Genomic DNA, 16298 nt, shown 5'->3' with positions numbered 1-16298 from the left:
CGAGACCCCGGCCTCCGTAGACTTCTCGGCTGTGACTGAACTCGACACCGCAACCCAGCGTCCTGACCTCCCCGCCGCGTGGACTCCGGCGGAGGTAGAGGCGGAGCTGTACCAGCGGTGGGTCGACCGGCGGTACTTCGAGGCGGACGTCAAGAGCGACAAGCCGCCGTTCACGATCGTGCTGCCCCCGCCCAACGTCACCGGCTCGCTGCACATGGGCCACGCCATGAACCACAGCGTGATGGACGCCCTGTCGCGCCGCCGCCGCATGCAGGGCTACGAGGTCCTGTGGCTGCCGGGCATGGACCACGCGGGCATCGCCACCCAGAACGCCGTCGAGCGCGACCTCGCGAAGCAGGGCCTGTCGCGGCAGGACCTCGGGCGCGAGAAGTTCGTCGAGCGCGTCTGGGAGTGGAAAGAGGAGTACGGCGGCAAGATCCTCGACCAGATGAAGCGGCTCGGCGACGGCATCGACTGGTCGCGTGAGCGCTTCACCATGGACGAGGGGCTGTCGCGCGCCGTCCAGACGATCTTCAAGAAGATGTACGACGACGGCCTGATCTACCAGGCCGAGCGGATCATCAACTGGTGCCCGCGCTGCCAGACCGCGCTGTCCGACATCGAGGTCGACCACAGCGAGGACGAGGGCGAGCTCGTCTCGATCCGCTACGGCGACGGGGACGCGTCCATCGTCGTCGCGACCACGCGCGCCGAGACGATGCTGGGCGACACCGCGGTCGCCGTCCACCCGGACGACGAGCGCTACCAGCACCTCATCGGCACCGAGGTCGAGCTGCCGCTGACCGGCCGGCGCATCCCGATCGTCGCCGACGCGCACGTCGACCCGAAGTTCGGCACCGGCGCCGTGAAGGTCACGCCCGCGCACGACCCGAACGACTTCGAGATCGGCCAGCGCCACGGCCTGCCGAACCTCACGATCATGGACGGCCGCGCGGTCATCACCGCCAACGGCCCGTTCCTCGGCCTCGACCGGTTCGAGGCGCGCCCGGCGATCGTCGCCGCGTTGCGCGCGGAGGGCAGGATCGTCGCGGAGAAGCGGCCGTACGTCCACTCCGTCGGGCACTGCTCGCGCTGCAACACCGTCGTCGAGCCGCGCCTGTCGCTGCAGTGGTGGGTGAAGGTCGAGTCGATCGCCGCGGCCGCGTCCGCCGCCGTCCGCGACGGCCGCACCAAGATCCACCCGGCCGAGCTGAACAAGCGGTACTTCGACTGGACCGACAACCTGCACGACTGGTGCATCTCGCGGCAGCTGTGGTGGGGCCACCGGATCCCGGTCTACTACGGGCCGAACGGCGAGGTCGTCTGCGTCGGACCGGACGACGAGGTGCCGGCCGGTGAGGGCTGGCGCCAGGACGAGGACGTCCTCGACACGTGGTTCTCGTCGGGCCTGTGGCCGTTCTCGACGCTGGGCTGGCCGGAGTCCACTGAGGACCTCCGCAAGTTCTACCCGACGTCGGTTCTCTCGACCGGCTACGACATCCTGTTCTTCTGGGTCGTCCGGATGATGATGTTCGGTCTGTACGCGATGGACGAGGTCCAGCCGTTCGACCACGTCTTCCTGCACGGCCTGATCCGGGACCAGTACGGCAAGAAGATGTCGAAGTCCAAGGGCAACGGCATCGACCCGCTCGACTGGATGGAGCGCTACGGCGCGGACGCCACCCGGTTCACGCTGCTGCGCGGCACGAACCCCGGTTCGGACATGGCCGTCGCCGAGGAGTGGGCCGCCGGGTCCCGCAACTTCACCACGAAGCTGTGGAACGCGACGCGGTTCGCGCTGGCCAACGGTGCGACGGTGGCCCGTCCGCTGCCCGACCGCTCCGAGCTGACCGCGGCCGACCGCTGGATCCTGGACGAGCTCGACGCACTCGTGTCCTCTGTGGACTCGAACTTCGAGGCGTTCCAGTTCTCCCGTGCCTGCGAGGCGCTGTACAGCTTCACCTGGGACGAGTTCTGCGACTGGTACCTGGAGATCGCGAAGGTCCAGATCGCGGACGGCCGCGCCGAGGCCACGCAGTCCGTCCTGGGCCACGTCCTCGACGTCCTGCTGCGCCTGCTGCACCCGTCGATCCCGTTCATCACCGAGACGCTGTGGACGGCGCTCACCGGCGGCGAGTCGCTCGTCGTCGCCGAGTGGCCGTCTCCGTCCGGCGCTGAGCGGGACGCGGACGCGGCGGCCGAGATCGAGGGCCTGAAGAAGCTCGCGACCGAGATCCGCCGGTTCCGCTCGGAGCAGGGCCTCAAGCCGGGGCAGAAGGTCGCGGGCAAGGTCCGCGGCGCGTGCTGCGTCGGCCTGCTCGACCAGGTCCCGTCGGTGCGGTCGATGACCCGCCTGACCGAGCCCGGCGAGGAGTTCACGGTCTCCGCGACGCTGGAGGTCGGCCTGCCCAAGGGCGCGGTGAAGGTCGAGCTGGACCTGTCCGGCGCGATCGACGTGGCGGCCGAGCGCAAGCGGTTGGCGAAGGACCTGGCCGTGGCGCAGAAGGAGCTCGCGCAGACGTCCGGAAAGCTCGGCAACGAGGCGTTCCTCGCCAAGGCGCCTGCCGACGTCAAGGCCAAGATCGAGGAGCGCAAGGCCACGGCCGAGTCCGAGATCGCCCGCATCAACGAGCGCCTGGCCGCGCTGCCGGAGGCTTAAGCACTGTGGAGAACAACCTCGACGAGTTCCTCGACGTCGAGAACGAGCTCAACCAGCGGTGGCCCGAGACGAAGCTCGAGCCGTCGCTGGAGCGGATCAAAGCGCTCGCCCACGTGCTGGGCGACCCGCAGACGTCGTACCCGGTCGTGCAGCTGACGGGCACGAACGGCAAGACGTCGACGTCGCGCATGGTCGATGCGCTCTTCACGCGCATCGGCCTGCGCACGGGCCGGTTCACGAGCCCGCACCTGCAGCTCGCGACCGAACGCATCAGCCTCGACAACGAGCCGATCTCGCCCGAGCGCTACGTCGAGGTCTACCGCGACATCGAGCCGTACATCGCGATGGTCGACAGCCAGTCCGAGATCCGGATGAGCAAGTTCGAGGTGCTCACCGGCATGGCCTACGCGGCCTTCGCGGAAGCGCCGGCGGACGTCGCCGTGGTCGAGGTCGGCATGGGCGGCACCTGGGACGCGACGTCCATCGCGGACGCCCAGGTCGCCGTCCTGACCCCGATCGGCGTCGACCACACCGAGTACCTCGGCAACCGTCCCGAGGACATCGCGGTCGAGAAGTCCGGCATCATCAAGCCGGGCTCGGTCGCCATCATCGGCGAGCAGACCGCCGAGGTCATGAAGGTGATCCTGACTCGCGTGGCCGAGGTGGACGCCACCGTCGCGCGCTTCGGCAGCGAGTTCGGCGTGGTCTCCCGCGCCGTGGCCGTGGGCGGCCAGATGATCACCTTGCAGGGCCTGAGCGGCGTCTACGAGGACATCTTCCTCCCCCTGCACGGCGAACACCAGGCAGCGAACGCGGCGATCGCACTGGCCGCGGTCGAGGCGTTCTTCGGCGCGGGCCCCGACCGTCAGATCAACATCGACTTCGTCCGCGAGGGCTTCGCGTCCGTCATCACGCCGGGCCGTCTGGAGCGCGTTCGCAGCGCCCCCAACGTCTTCGTGGACGCCGCGCACAACCCGCACGGCGCAGCGGCGTTGGCTCGCGCCCTGGAGTCCGAGTTCGGCTTCCGCAAGCTCGTCGCGGTCGTCGCCGTGATGTCCGACAAGGACGCCGAAGGCATCCTCTCGGCGCTGGAACCGGTCGTGCAGGAACTGGTGATCACCACCAACTCCTCCCCGCGCGCCATGGACCCGGACGTCCTGGCGGGCCTGGCCGTCCCGATCTTCGGCGAGGACCGCTTCGAGGTGCGTCCTCGCCTCGTCGACGCCATCGAGGAAGCCATCCACCTCACCGAGGACGAGCAGTCCGGCGGCGGCATCATCGTCACCGGCTCCGTCGTCACCGCGGGCGAGGCCCGCGCGCTGTTCGGGAAGGAACCGGCATGACCGCCCCGGCCCCGCTGAAGAAAGACCCGATGAAGGCGTTCCGGGGCATCATGGCCGGCACCCTCATCCTCGAGGTGATCGTCGTGGCCCTGGCCCTCCCGGTCATCGCCAAACTGCACGGCGGCGTCGACTCGCTCGTAGGCGGCGTGGCGTTCGGCTTCATCGTCGCGTTCATCGCGATGTGCGCCTTCGTCCGCCGCCCCTGGGCGATTCCGGCCGTGGTGGCCCTGCACGTCCTGCTGATCGCCACCTGGCTGCTGCTCCCCGCCATGGGCGTCATCGGCGTGATCTTCGGCCTGGTCTGGATCTACATGCTGTGGCTGCGCAAGGACCTCCTGAAGCGCATGGCCGAAGGGCGTCTGCCGGCCCAGCAGGCAGCCGCGAAGGCCGAACAGGAGAACGGCACCGCCGCTTCCTGACGCAATTCGGAAAGACAATTAACGGTGCGCGATAAAGCACCGGTTTCCGTCATCTTCTTGTTCACCCGATCGTGCTTCGAATCCGGGACAGGTCCCGCGACCTGGCGCTATGCTCGTCGGCGCACGTTTCTGCACGGGGGAGGCACTGGGGATGAGCGGGACAAAGGTCGATCTGGAGACCCTGCGCACTGCCATCAAGGAGTACGAGGACGTTCTCGCTGAGCTCCTGTTCGCCGAACAGGACGGCGCTGTGCTGGCTGCCGTGCAGGGCGCCGGCAAGGACATGCCCAGCCAGGTCTACGCGAACTGGGCCTCCAACACCGGCCACATGCACCTCCAGTCGAACAAGCAGCTCCAGGAGACCTTGTCCACCCGGATCAACAACCTCAAGGCCACGCTGACCCAGTACGAGCAGGCCGAGCAGGGCAACCGGGACAACCTCAAGTGAAGGACTGAGCTGTTGCGCATCCGATCGATCGTCGTCGGTACGGCTGCTCTCGCACTGCTCGCGGGATGCGGTACCAGCGGCGACACCGCCGGTACGCCGACCACGGCGAGCCAGCCGACGAGCACGAGCGGCAGCGGCGGTGCTCCCAAGATCGACAGCCCGCTCGACGTGAAGGCGTTCACCGCTGATCCCTGCAAGACCGTCACCGCCGTTCAGGTGGAGGCGTTCGGCCTGCCCGGTGTCAGCGGACGTGCGAACACCAGCCCAGTCGGGGAGGCCTGCCTCTGGAACGGTGTCAACACGGAAGCGAAGATGTCCCCAGGAGTGGCATTCCTCCTGGAGGGTACGAACCTGAGCACGATCCTCCCGAACAAGGACAGCACGTACGCGGTGTTCGAGACGCTGCCCGCCGTTCAGGGATATCCGACCTATCTCGCGCTCCCGACCGATCTGCGCTCCAGGGGCAACTGCTCCGCACTGGTCGGCGTCTCCGACGAGCGCGCGATGTTCGTCACCTTCTCCAGCCTCGGCGGCCCGAAGTTCTCCGACCCGTGTGCGGCGGTCACGGAGTTCGCGAATCTCGCCATCACCACGATCAAGGCAGGTGCGAAATGACACGGCCCGCGCCCAGCTGCTTCACCGAGGACAACAGCAGAGCCGAGGGGTTCTCCGGGGCGCAGATCTACGCCCAGATGACCAGCGGACCCGGTACCGCCTCCGCGCAGGCCGGGGCGACGGCCGCCGTCAGGCTGAAGACCACCTACGCGGACCTCGAGTCGCGGCTGAAGCGGGTCGGCGAGACGCTGGGCGAGTCGTGGACGGGGGCCAGCGCGGACGCCGCCGCTGCCGCGGCCAACCCGATCAAGCAGGCCATGGTCCAGATGCAGGACTCCCTGCAGCAGGCCGACCGCTCGATCTCCAACCAGATCCACCAGTTCACCCTGAACAAGGGCCAGCTGAAGGACATGCCGGCCGCGAAGCCGGACACGAACCTGTACGACGACCTGACGCCGTGGGACACCGACACGGAGGACAAGGTCAACGCGTACAACAAGGAAGAAGCCCACAACCGGGCGGTCTACCGGGAGTTCCAGAGCGCCAGCAACACCAACCGCGGCGAGCTCCCGAAGGAGTTCCCGGGCGTCACCGCCGACACGTTGCAGGTCGAGGTCATCAAGTCCGGTGATGACGGCGGCGGCGACAAGCAGTGGAACAACAACGTCGACAGGACGAGCACGACCAGGTCGTCGTCGACCAGTTCGACCAGCAGCACGCAGAACACCACCGGCACGGGCTGGACGGTTCCCACCACCAACGGGGACACGACCACCACGAGCTGGACGGACACCACGAACACCAGCGGCAACAACAACACGGGCCGTCCGATCGGCATCGTGGAGAACCTCCCGCCCAAGCCTCCGGTCGGCAGCGTCATCGACCGCCCGCCGACAACGGGCCTCCCGCCCGTCGGCGTCCCCGTCCGCCCCAACCCGACCGGTCCCGGTGGCACCGGCACCGGTCGCGGTTCGGGTGGCATCGGTGGGCCCGGTGGCGGGGCCGGCGGTGGCCGGTTCGGCGGTGGTGGTGCCGGCGGTGGCATGGGCGGTGCCGGCAAGTTCGGTGGCGCCAGTGGCACGGGCGGCATGGGCAGTGCCGGGTCCGCCGGCACGGGCTCGCAGCAGCCGGGCGGCAAGGCCGGGGTGTTCGGCGGCATGGGCGAGACGGCCGCCGGTGGTGCCCGTGGTGGCGCTGCCGCTGGTGCCGCTGGTCGTGGTGGTGCCGCCGGTGTGGGCGGGATGGGTGGTCACGGGGCCAAGGGCCAGGGCGAGGACGACCTGGAGCACAAGAGCGCCGACTACCTCATCACCGAGGAGAACACGAACGAGATCATCGGCGACATGCCGATGGTCGCACCGCCGACGATCGGGGGGTGACGTGCTGCGGTCGTCCATCCAACTGTCCGACCTCGCCTTCGACGTGCTGTGGAAGCAGGAGAAGCTCGGGGAGTACCACCCGGCGCTGAGCGTCGAGTCGCCTGGCGAGACCGAGGACGAGCGCGTGCTGATCGAGCGCGACGTCATCGGCGAGCTGCGGCGGGTCGGGCTCGACCACCCCGACGTCCGGGGCACGTTGCACCTGATCGCCAAGGCCGAGCACGACTACTCGGCGTGGATCGCGGTCACGCCGCAGGAGACGCGGCCCGTGGTGGTCGCGGCCAACTCGCAGCACGGGGTGCTCGCCGTGCACGACAACGGGTTCGTGCAGCTGCACCCGATCCGGCCGGAGAACGCGCCGGAGGTGCTCGCCATGCAGCTGCCGGACGTGCCGGCGGGACGCGGGGCGTCGATCAACGTGCACGCCAGCGAGATCAACGTGCACCAGCCAGGCAAGGCGTCGCCGTCGATCTCGTTGCGGCAGCTGCTCGCCCAGCCCCGCAAGGGCACGGCGAAGCTGTACGCGGCCAAGCGCGACGGGGAGAGCCGGCAGCGCGCCAAGACGTTCCTCACCACGATCGACTTCGAGGACGGCCGCTGGCTCGTGGTCAAGTACACCGACCAGAACCAGCAGACGTGGGTGCACGCGACACCGGCGTCGCGGCAGATCATCACCGACTGGCTCAAGCGGCTGACGTAAACCGGATTTACCACCGCCTAACCGGACTGCCGCAGCGTCGCGGCTGTGAGAAAGCCATTCGCCCTCGCCGCCGCACTGGCCGCGACGCTGCTGTCCGTCACCACGGGTACCGCGCACGCCGAGACCGTCCCCGGCTGCCCGTCCGCCAAGCAGATCGGCACGACCGGGTACGTCCTGCACAAGGGCGACAAGATCGCGTCCGTGAAGCAGTTCGCGGGCTGCGGCAAGAACGTCGCCTACACCTGGGTCTGGGACTCGTGGGCCCAGAACCACTCCTTCAAGATCACCAACTGGATCGCGGTGATCGACGGCGACGAGGAGTACCCCGGCAGCGAGTCCCGCAGCGGCACCAGGCAGGAGCTGTGGGGTGCCCCGGCGGCCACGCTGAAGAAGTGCACGCGGGCCGTCGCGAGCGTGACCGTGCCCGGCGGGACCTACGTCTCCGGCTGGACGGACCTGCGCTGCTGAAGTTCACCTCGGGTTTCGCCGCAGGCCAGAACCGGCGACTAGAAACCGCCCATGACCTTCGACCGTCGTACGTTGTTCAAGGCAGGCGCACTCGGCACGGCCGCCGCGTTGGTGCCGAGTGGCGTCAGCCTCGCCAAGTCCGACCGTCCGACCCTCACCCACGGCGTGCAGTCCGGTGACGTCACCTGGGACGGTGGCATCGTCTGGACGCGCGCCGACCAGCCCTCGCGGATGCTCGTCGAGGTGTCCAACGACCCGAGGTTCCGCCTGTCCCGCCGGATCCGCGGCCCGTTGCTCACGCCGGAGACCGGTGGCACCGGCCAGGTCCGGGTCGGCGGCCTGCTGCCCGGCCGCACCGCCTACTACCGCGTCACGGCCGAGGACCTGCACGGCCGCACCTGCAGCGCACCGGTCACCGGCAGCTTCTCCACCGCGCCGATCGGTCGCGACGACGTCAGCTTCGTCTGGTCCGGTGACGTCGCCGGCCAGGGCTGGGGCATCAACCCCGACATCGGCGGCATGCCCATCTTCAAGGCGATGGCCGACCGCAGGCCCGACTTCTTCATCCACAGCGGCGACAGCGTCTACTCGGACAACCCGATGCAGGCGAGCGTCACGCTCCCGGACGGCCGGATCTGGCGGAACCTGGTCACGCCCGAGAAGTCCAAAGTGGCCGAGACGCTCGACGAGTACCGCGGCCAGTTCGCCTACAACTTCCTCGACGACAACGTGAAGCGCTTCGCCGCCCAGGTCCCGATGTTCGCGCAGTGGGACGACCACGAGGTCACGAACAACTGGTACCCCGGCGAGATCCTCGACCTGCCGCAGTACACCGAGAAGCGCGTGGACGTGTTGGCGCAGCGGGCTTTCCAGGCGTTCCACGAGTGGATGCCGATCGACCAGAAGCGCGCGGTGGACGGCCGCGTCCACCGGAAGTTCTCCTACGGCCGCAACGTCGAGATCTTCGTGCTCGACATGCGCACCTACAAGGACAAGAACACCTCCCCGAAGGACAAGCCCGGCGTCATCCTGGGCGCCAAGCAGGCGAAATGGCTCGTCGACAGCCTTGACCGCAGCACCGCCACGTGGAAGATCATCGCGGCGGACCTGCCGATCGGTTTGACCGTACCGGACGGCACCGACATCGAAGGCGTGGCGAACGGGCTGCCGGGCGCCCCCAACGGCCGCGAGCACGAGATCGCCTGGGTGCTCAGGGAACTGAAGCGCCGCCGCGTCAAGAACACCGTGTGGCTCACCGCGGACGTCCACTACACCGCCGCGCACCACTACTCGCCCGACCGCGCGGCCGTGGGCGACTTCGACCCGTTCTGGGAGTTCGTGTCCGGCCCGCTGCACTCCGGCGCGTTCGGCCCCAACACGCTCGACCCGACGTTCGGCCCGCAGGCCGTGTTCGTGCACGCCCCGCCCGCCGCCAACACCACGCCGCTGGACAACTTCCAGCACTTCGGCGAGGTCAGGGCGACGCAGCACGAGCTCACCGTGTGGCTGCGCGACGCGACAGGCGCCTCGCTCTGGACCAAAACGCTCAGGGCCGCCTGACGCGAGACGTAGTGTCGACGGGTGCCCATCTCGTTCGACACCTCCGGCTTCCGCCAGCTCGACCAGAACACCTGGCAGCACCCCAGCGGTGACCAGGCCCAACTGACCTACTACGGCCTGGTCCCCGACCTGCCCGCCGGGCTGGACGACCTGCCGAGGCTCAGGCACGACCTCGCGCTGGTCCACGGCGAGACCGGTTGCCTGGTCGAGGCGCACGTCGTCCAGCTCGGGGGAGCGCAGGCGCTGCTGCGGATCATCAAGATGCCGCTGCCGAACCAGCCGAACGGCCAGGTGTTCGTCGCCTCCTTCACCATCCCGAAGGAGAGCAGCAGCGCCGTGCTCCAGCTGGGCGCGGTGGAACGCGGCATGACGGGCACGCGGGAGGCCGTCCTCGCGGCCGAGATCGGGTTCGAGAACTGGACCATGCGGCACCCGTACGCGCCGGAGCTGCAGGGCGTCCTGCCGTTCCACGCGGGTGACGACCCCCGCCACGACGCACGGTTCCCCGACCACCCGTTGAGTCGTGTGCGCGCGTGGGCGCATCACGTCGTGCGCACCGCACGGGTCGATCCGGGCTTCGCCTCGCTGCCGCCGTTCCGCGCCCAGCCCCCGAAGCCTCCGATCGAGCCTGGTCAGAGCCTCGTCACGGCCATGCCGAGCCTCCCGGTCAAGGACTTCGTCGGCCTGCGCGTCGGCGAGCAGACCACGTTCTGGCGCGTCACCGACCCCAAGCTGCACGAGATGCTCGGCCGCGGCCTCATGGGCAGGTCGCCGCTCGCCGAGACCCGGTTCCGCGACATGCTCATGATCGACGTCGAGACCGGCGACGTGATGATCCCGGACCGCTTCACCACCAACGGCCAGATGACCGCGCACAGCACGCGCCTGCGGCAGGTCACCCTCCAGGAGGCCGACGCGGAGCTCACCGACGACGACGTCATGAACGCCTTCAAGTGGGCCGGCCGGATGGCGGGTGCTGCGGCCGAACGCGGTGAGTTCCTGTCCCTCGAACCGATCGAGAACGACGGCGAGCAGGCCGAGCCGCACGTCCTGCTGGCCGTGCAGCAGCACGAGGGCCAGCAGGTGGTGGTCGCCCAGTTCGCCCCGGCACCCACCGAGGGACCGCTCGCGGGATCGACGAGCCGCAGCGCCCCGGCCACGGCCGAGTCCGTCGAGGGCATCGGCGTGATCGCCGGCCTGGCGGTCAACGAGTGGCGCTCACATCCGCTGCGGATGGCGGTCACCTACCGGCGACCGGCAGGCTGACTGCAAATATTTGCAGGACCCGACGTATTGTTTCCTGCTGTTTGTCGTGGTTTCGTGCAGCAACCCTGCAAGAAGTTGCGACAAGGAGGTCGCGATGCGTCGGGTCGTCGCCGCGCTCGCTGCACTGGTTCTCATCCCCCTCACACCGGTCCAGGCCGTTGCCGCTCCACCGCAACGTCTTGCCGTGGGCGAGGTGGTGGACATAGCGCCGGGGGTGCGCGACGGGGACGCGAGGCTCGCGTTGCCGCCCAAGCGCGACGACCTCCGGGGCGAGCGCTTCTACTTCGTGATGCCCGACCGGTTCGCGAACGGCGACCCGTCGAACGACCGGGGCCGCTCTAACGCCGCCGAGAACGGCTTCAACCCCGCTGACAAGGGCTTCTACCACGGCGGCGACCTCAAGGGCCTGCGTCAGAAGCTCGACTACCTCGACGGCATGGGCATCACGGCGATCTGGATGACGCCGATGTTCCTCAACCGCTGGGTCCAGGGCGACAGCGCCGGCTACCACGGCTACTGGACCCTCGACTTCACCAAGCTGGACCCGCACTTCGGCACCACGCAGGAGATGCGCGACCTGATCAAGGACGCGCACCGCCGCGGCATCAAGGTCTTCTTCGACATCGTCGCGAACCACACCGCCGACGTGATCAAGTACGAGGAGGGCAGGACCCAGTACGTCTCGACGGGCGCCCAGCCGTACCTGGACGCGTCCGGCAAGCCGTTCGACATCGAGGACTTCGCGGGCAAGAAGGACTTCCCGAAGCTCGACGCGAAGAAGTCGTTCCCGTACACCCCGGTGAAGGACGGCCCGACGAAGTACCCGTTGTGGCTCAACGACTCCACGCTCTACCACAACCGCGGCGACTCGACGTTCTCCGGCGAGTCGAGCGAGCAGGGCGACTTCTCCGGCCTCGACGACCTCATGACCGAGCACCCGCGCGTGGTCAACGGCATGAAGGACATCTTCACCAGCTGGATCGACACGCTCGACATCGACGGCTACCGCGTCGACACCGTCAAGCACGTCAACCTGGAGTTCTGGCAGGCCCTCGCGCCGCACGTCAAGCAGTACGCGAACCGCAAGGGCAAGAAGGACTTCTTCGTGTTCGGCGAGGTCTTCGACTCCTCGCCCGAGAACACCTCGAAGTACACGACGGACGGCCGCATGCAGGCCACGCTGGACTTCCCGTTCCAGAGCAGCGCGCTGAACTTCCTGTCCGGCAAGGGTTCCCAGCGCCTCGGCGAGGTCCTGCTGGACGACGACCGCTACACCGACGCCGACTCCAACGCCTCGTCGCTGCCCACGTTCCTGGGCAACCACGACATGGGCCGCATCGCGTGGATGATCCGCAACGACCGTCCTGGCATCTCGGACGCCGAACTGCTGGACCGGCTCAAGCTCGGCAACCAGCTGATGTACCTGTGGCGCGGCAACCCGGTCGTCTACTACGGCGACGAGCAGGGCTTCGCGGGCACCGGCGGCGACAAACTCGCACGTCAGGACATGTTCGCGTCCAAGACGCCGGAGTACATGGCGGAGAAGCTGGTCGGCTCCGACCGGACGGGCGCTGTCGACAACTTCACCACCTCGCACCCGCTGTACCAGCAGCTCAAGGCCCTCGCCGCACAGGTCGACAAGGACCCCGTGTGGCGTGACGGCAACCAGGTCCTCCGGTACGCCGAGGGCGACGTGTTCGCGTTCAGCCGCATCCTCGGCCGCGAGCACCTCGTCGTCGCCAACGCCGGCACCTCGCCCGCGACCGTGACCGTGCCGGTGTCGTCCACCGGCTTCGAGAACGCGCAGGTCCAGAACGGCCGCGTCACGGTCACCGTGCCCGCGCTGTCGACGGTGGTGCTCAAGGGAACCAGCGACGTCGCCAAGTCCAAGCCGGCGCCGACGTTGATCGCTCCCGCCACCGGAACCGTGCTCGACAAGCGCGTCGAACTGCGTGCGGACGGCATCGGCGCGCCCAACGCGGCCGCCACCTTCGCGGCTCGTGTCGAGGGCACGCGCGAGTGGACCGTCCTCGGCACCGACGACGCCGCCCCGTACCGCGTTTTCGCTGACCTGTCGGCACTTCCGGGCGCGGCGGTCGGCAAGCGCGTCGAACTGCGGGTGGTCGCGAAGTCCGGCGAGATCGGCGCGGACGGCGCGTTCGTGTCGCTCGTCGCCGCACCGCCGCTGCCGGACCCCGGCACGAAGAACCCCGACTGGCTGGTCGTGCACTACGCGCGCGACAACTACGACGGCTGGGGCCTGCACGCCTGGGGTGACGTGGAGACGCCGACCGAGTGGAGCGCCCCTCTGCCGTTCGCGGGAGAGGACGCCTACGGGCGGTTCGCCTGGGTGAAGCTGAAGCCGGGCGCCAAGTCCGTCGGGCTCATCGCGCACAAGGGCGACGAGAAGGACACGTCCGTCGACCGGTTCGTGGACCCGAGCGTCACGCCCGAGATCTGGCTGAAGCAGGGCGACCCGGCCGTGCACGCCTCTGAGCAGGCGGCCACGGGCAAGGCGGTCGTGCACTACGTCGGTGACGCCACCGGTGCTGTCGTCCGCGTCGCCGGACGCGGGGACGTGCCGTTCACCAACGGCATCGCGGAACTGCCGCCCACCACCGACTTCTCCGTCGTGCGCGGCACGACCGTCGAGGCGTCCGGCAAGTTCACCGGCGGCCACGCGTGGGTCGCGAACGGCAAGGTGCACGCCACGCGCGCTGCCGCCGAGAACCGGGCGGTGATCCACTACAACCGCGCGGACGGCGACTACACCGACTGGACGATGTACCACTGGACGGGCTCCGCGGAGCCGTCGCCGGGCTGGAACCAGTCCCGCGTGCCGGACGGCAGGGACGCGTACGGCGTCTACTGGTCGGTGCCGCTGGCGGCCGGCGCGGCGGGCCTGAGCTACATCATCCACCGCGGCGACACCAAGGACCCGGGCCCCGACCAGTTCCTCGACCTGGGGCAGAAGGGGAACGAGGTGTGGCAGTTGCAGGGGAACGAGACCTACCTGCTGCCGCCGAACGCCGGTCCGGCCGCCGACGACGACCTGACCAAGGCCAAGGCGATCTGGATCTCCAAGGACAAGGTCGTCTGGGACGTGCCTTCGGTGCAGTCCGACGGCTACCGGCTCGAGCACGGGTCGAAGGTGCTGCGGCTGACGCCCACGACAGAGGAGGTGCCGGCGCAGTTCCCGCACCTTCGCGGGAAGCCGGTGTTCGCCGTGCGCGGGTTCGTCGACGAGGCGTTGCGGGACAAGCTCTCCGCCGTGCACGTCGACGCGGGCGGGGCGATCCGGCACCGCACGAGCGTGCAGATCGCGGGCGTGCTGGACGACCGGTTCGCTGCCGCCGCCACGAAACTGACGTTCGGACCCACCTTCGACCACGACCGCGCGTCGGTCCGGCTGTGGGCGCCGACGGCTGCCACCGTGAAGCTGCGGATCTTCGACCAGCCGTCCGGCGAACCGCGGAAGGTCGTGCAGCTCAAGCGCGACGACGCTTCCGGCTCGTGGACCGGCACCGGTGACTGGAAGAACAAGTACTACCAGTTCGAGGTCACCAACTGGCAGCGCACGGTCGTGGTCACCGACCCGTACTCGGTGGCGTTGTCGGTGAACTCGACGCACTCGCAGTTCGCCGACCTCGGGGACAGCCGCACGATGCCCGCCGGGTGGTCGAAGGACGTCGCGAAGGGCATGGGCGGCGCGATCACCGAGCTGCACGTGCGGGACTTCTCGATCAACGACCAGTCCGTCCCGGCGGCCGATCGCGGTACGTACAAGGCGTTCACGCACCGCGACTCGACCGGCATGAAGCACCTGAGGACGCTGGCCGCGGCGGGCATGGACACCGTGCACCTGCTGCCGACGTTCGACATCGCGACGATCCCGGAGAAGCGTTCCGACCAGGCCACGCCCGCGTGTGACCTCAAGTCGTTGCCCGCTGACTCCGACCAGCAGCAGGCCTGTGTGGGTGCGGTCGCGGCGAAGGACGGCTTCAACTGGGGCTACGACCCGTTCCACTACGACGTGCCCGAGGGCTCTTACGCCACGGCGGACGCGCAGAACGGTGCGGCGCGCTCGAAGCAGTACCGCGAGATGGTGAAGTCGTTGCACGACAACGGCAACCGCGTGGTGGTGGACGTCGTCTACAACCACACGGCGGCGTTCGGTGACGCACCGACGTCCGTGCTCAACAAGGTCGTGCCCGGCTACTACCAGCGGCTCAACCTCGACGGGTCGGTCGCGAACTCCACGTGCTGCGCGAACACCGCGACCGAGAACGCCATGATGGGCAAGCTCGTCGTGGACTCCGTGGTGCGGTGGGCGCGCAACTACAAGGTCGACGGGTTCCGGTTCGACCTGATGGGCCACCACCCGAAGGCGAACATCCTGGCGGTGCGGGCCGCGCTGGACGCGCTGACCGTGGCGAAGGACGGCGTGGACGGGCGCAAGATCGGCGTCTACGGCGAGGGCTGGGACTTCGGCGAGGTCGCCGGCAACGCCCGGTTCGAGCAGGCCACGCAGGCGAACATGGCGGGTACGGGGATCGGCACCTTCAGCGACCGGCTGCGTGACGCCGTGCGCGGTGGCGGGCCGTTCGACGACGACCCGCGCGTGCAGGGCCTCGGTTCCGGTCTGGCCGGGGACGTGAACTCGTCGCCCGCCAACGGGAACGTGGCTGCGCGCCTGGAGAACTACAGCGACCTGGTGAAGCTGGGCATGGCGGGCAACATGGCCTCGTACCGCTTCCAGTCCACGGCCGGGCCCGTGGTCGCCGGTCGGGACGTGCAGTACAACGGCTCACCCGCCGGGTACACCGGGCAGCCGTTGGAGGCCATCACGTATGTCGACGCGCACGACAACGAGGCGTTGTTCGACGCGTTGATGTACAAGCTGAAGCCCGAGACGTCGATGGCCGACCGGGTGAAGATGCAGACGGTGTCGCTGGCGCCGGCGTTGCTGGGGCAGGGGCGGCCGTTCGTGCACGCGGGCACCGAGTTCCTGCGGTCGAAGTCGTTGGACCGCAACAGCTACGACTCTGGTGACTGGTTCAACGCCTACGACCCGTCGTTGCGCGACAACGGTTTCGGGCGCGGGTTGCCGCCCAAGGCCGACAACGAGGCGAAGTGGCCGTACGCGAAGCCGTTGCTGGGACTGGCCAAGCCTTCCTCGTCCGACATGAAGGCCTCGCTGGACGCGACTTTGGAGCTGTTGCGGATCCGCCAGAAGTCCCCGCTGTTCTCGCTGGGGTCGGCGGAGCTGGTGCAGCAGAAGGTGTCGTTCCCGGCCGCGGAGTCCGGACTGATCGTCATGCACGTCGACGACACGGTCGGGCCGGACGTCGATCCGGCCAGGCGCGGGCTGCTGGTGGTGATCAACCCGTTCCCGACGGACAAGACCATCGCGCTGCCGGGTGACGGGTGGAGGCCGCTGACGGCGGAGAAGAAGGTGGGTGCGGCGCGGTCGGTGGTCGTGCTGGAGCGATAGTCCCGCC

General features: G+C 68.8%; 11 protein-coding genes. All 11 read left to right on the top strand.

The window, feature by feature from the left end:
* Positions 1 to 31 precede the first annotated feature (31 nt).
* The 11 genes from ACQEU1_RS18005 (at position 32) to pulA (ending at position 16291) form a co-directional block, all read left to right on the top strand.
* Entirely contained in the window at positions 32 to 2659 is a 2628-nt protein-coding gene (locus ACQEU1_RS18005; RefSeq protein WP_433202605.1) for a valine--tRNA ligase, read from the top strand.
* 5 nt (positions 2660 to 2664) lie between these two features.
* Positions 2665 to 4002, top strand: coding sequence for a bifunctional tetrahydrofolate synthase/dihydrofolate synthase (gene folC / locus ACQEU1_RS18000; protein ID WP_433202602.1), 1338 nt, complete (start codon positions 2665 to 2667; stop codon positions 4000 to 4002).
* The gene (locus ACQEU1_RS17995) at positions 3999 to 4421 is read left to right on the top strand and encodes a DUF4233 domain-containing protein (protein ID WP_433202599.1); all 423 of its coding nucleotides are present in this window, start codon (positions 3999 to 4001) and stop codon (positions 4419 to 4421) included. The genes folC and ACQEU1_RS17995 overlap by 4 nt, the downstream gene beginning before the upstream one ends.
* A gap of 151 nt (positions 4422 to 4572) precedes the next feature.
* On the top strand, positions 4573 to 4869 hold the full coding sequence (locus ACQEU1_RS17990; RefSeq protein ID WP_433202596.1) for a PE domain-containing protein: 297 nt from the start codon (positions 4573 to 4575) through the stop codon (positions 4867 to 4869).
* A gap of 12 nt (positions 4870 to 4881) precedes the next feature.
* Positions 4882 to 5484, top strand: coding sequence for a DUF3558 domain-containing protein (locus tag ACQEU1_RS17985; RefSeq protein WP_433202593.1), 603 nt, complete (start codon positions 4882 to 4884; stop codon positions 5482 to 5484).
* Complete coding sequence (locus tag ACQEU1_RS17980) at positions 5481 to 6803, top strand: PPE domain-containing protein (RefSeq protein ID WP_433202590.1); 1323 nt, start codon at positions 5481 to 5483, stop codon at positions 6801 to 6803. The genes ACQEU1_RS17985 and ACQEU1_RS17980 overlap by 4 nt, the downstream gene beginning before the upstream one ends.
* Position 6804: 1 nt before the next feature.
* Positions 6805 to 7503 (top strand): ESX secretion-associated protein EspG, encoded by a 699-nt coding sequence (locus ACQEU1_RS17975; RefSeq protein ID WP_433202587.1) that lies wholly within the window; start codon positions 6805 to 6807, stop codon positions 7501 to 7503.
* Between the two features lie 45 nt (positions 7504 to 7548).
* Positions 7549 to 7971: a hypothetical protein gene (locus ACQEU1_RS17970; RefSeq protein WP_433202584.1), complete on the top strand. Its 423-nt coding sequence runs from the start codon at positions 7549 to 7551 to the stop codon at positions 7969 to 7971.
* A gap of 51 nt (positions 7972 to 8022) precedes the next feature.
* Positions 8023 to 9531, top strand: coding sequence for an alkaline phosphatase D family protein (locus ACQEU1_RS17965; protein WP_433202581.1), 1509 nt, complete (start codon positions 8023 to 8025; stop codon positions 9529 to 9531).
* A gap of 21 nt (positions 9532 to 9552) precedes the next feature.
* A complete protein-coding gene (locus ACQEU1_RS17960) occupies positions 9553 to 10797 on the top strand; it encodes a hypothetical protein (protein ID WP_433202578.1) in 1245 nt (414 codons plus the stop codon).
* Positions 10798 to 10891: 94 nt separating this feature from the next.
* Complete coding sequence (gene pulA, locus ACQEU1_RS17955) at positions 10892 to 16291, top strand: pullulanase-type alpha-1,6-glucosidase (protein ID WP_433202575.1); 5400 nt, start codon at positions 10892 to 10894, stop codon at positions 16289 to 16291.
* Positions 16292 to 16298: the final 7 nt, after the last annotated feature.

It is taken from the genome of Lentzea sp. CA-135723, from assembly GCF_050936595.1.
In the GTDB taxonomy this organism is placed as follows: Bacteria; Actinomycetota; Actinomycetes; order Mycobacteriales; family Pseudonocardiaceae; genus Lentzea.
This window is presented reverse-complemented; position numbering and strand designations above follow the sequence as displayed.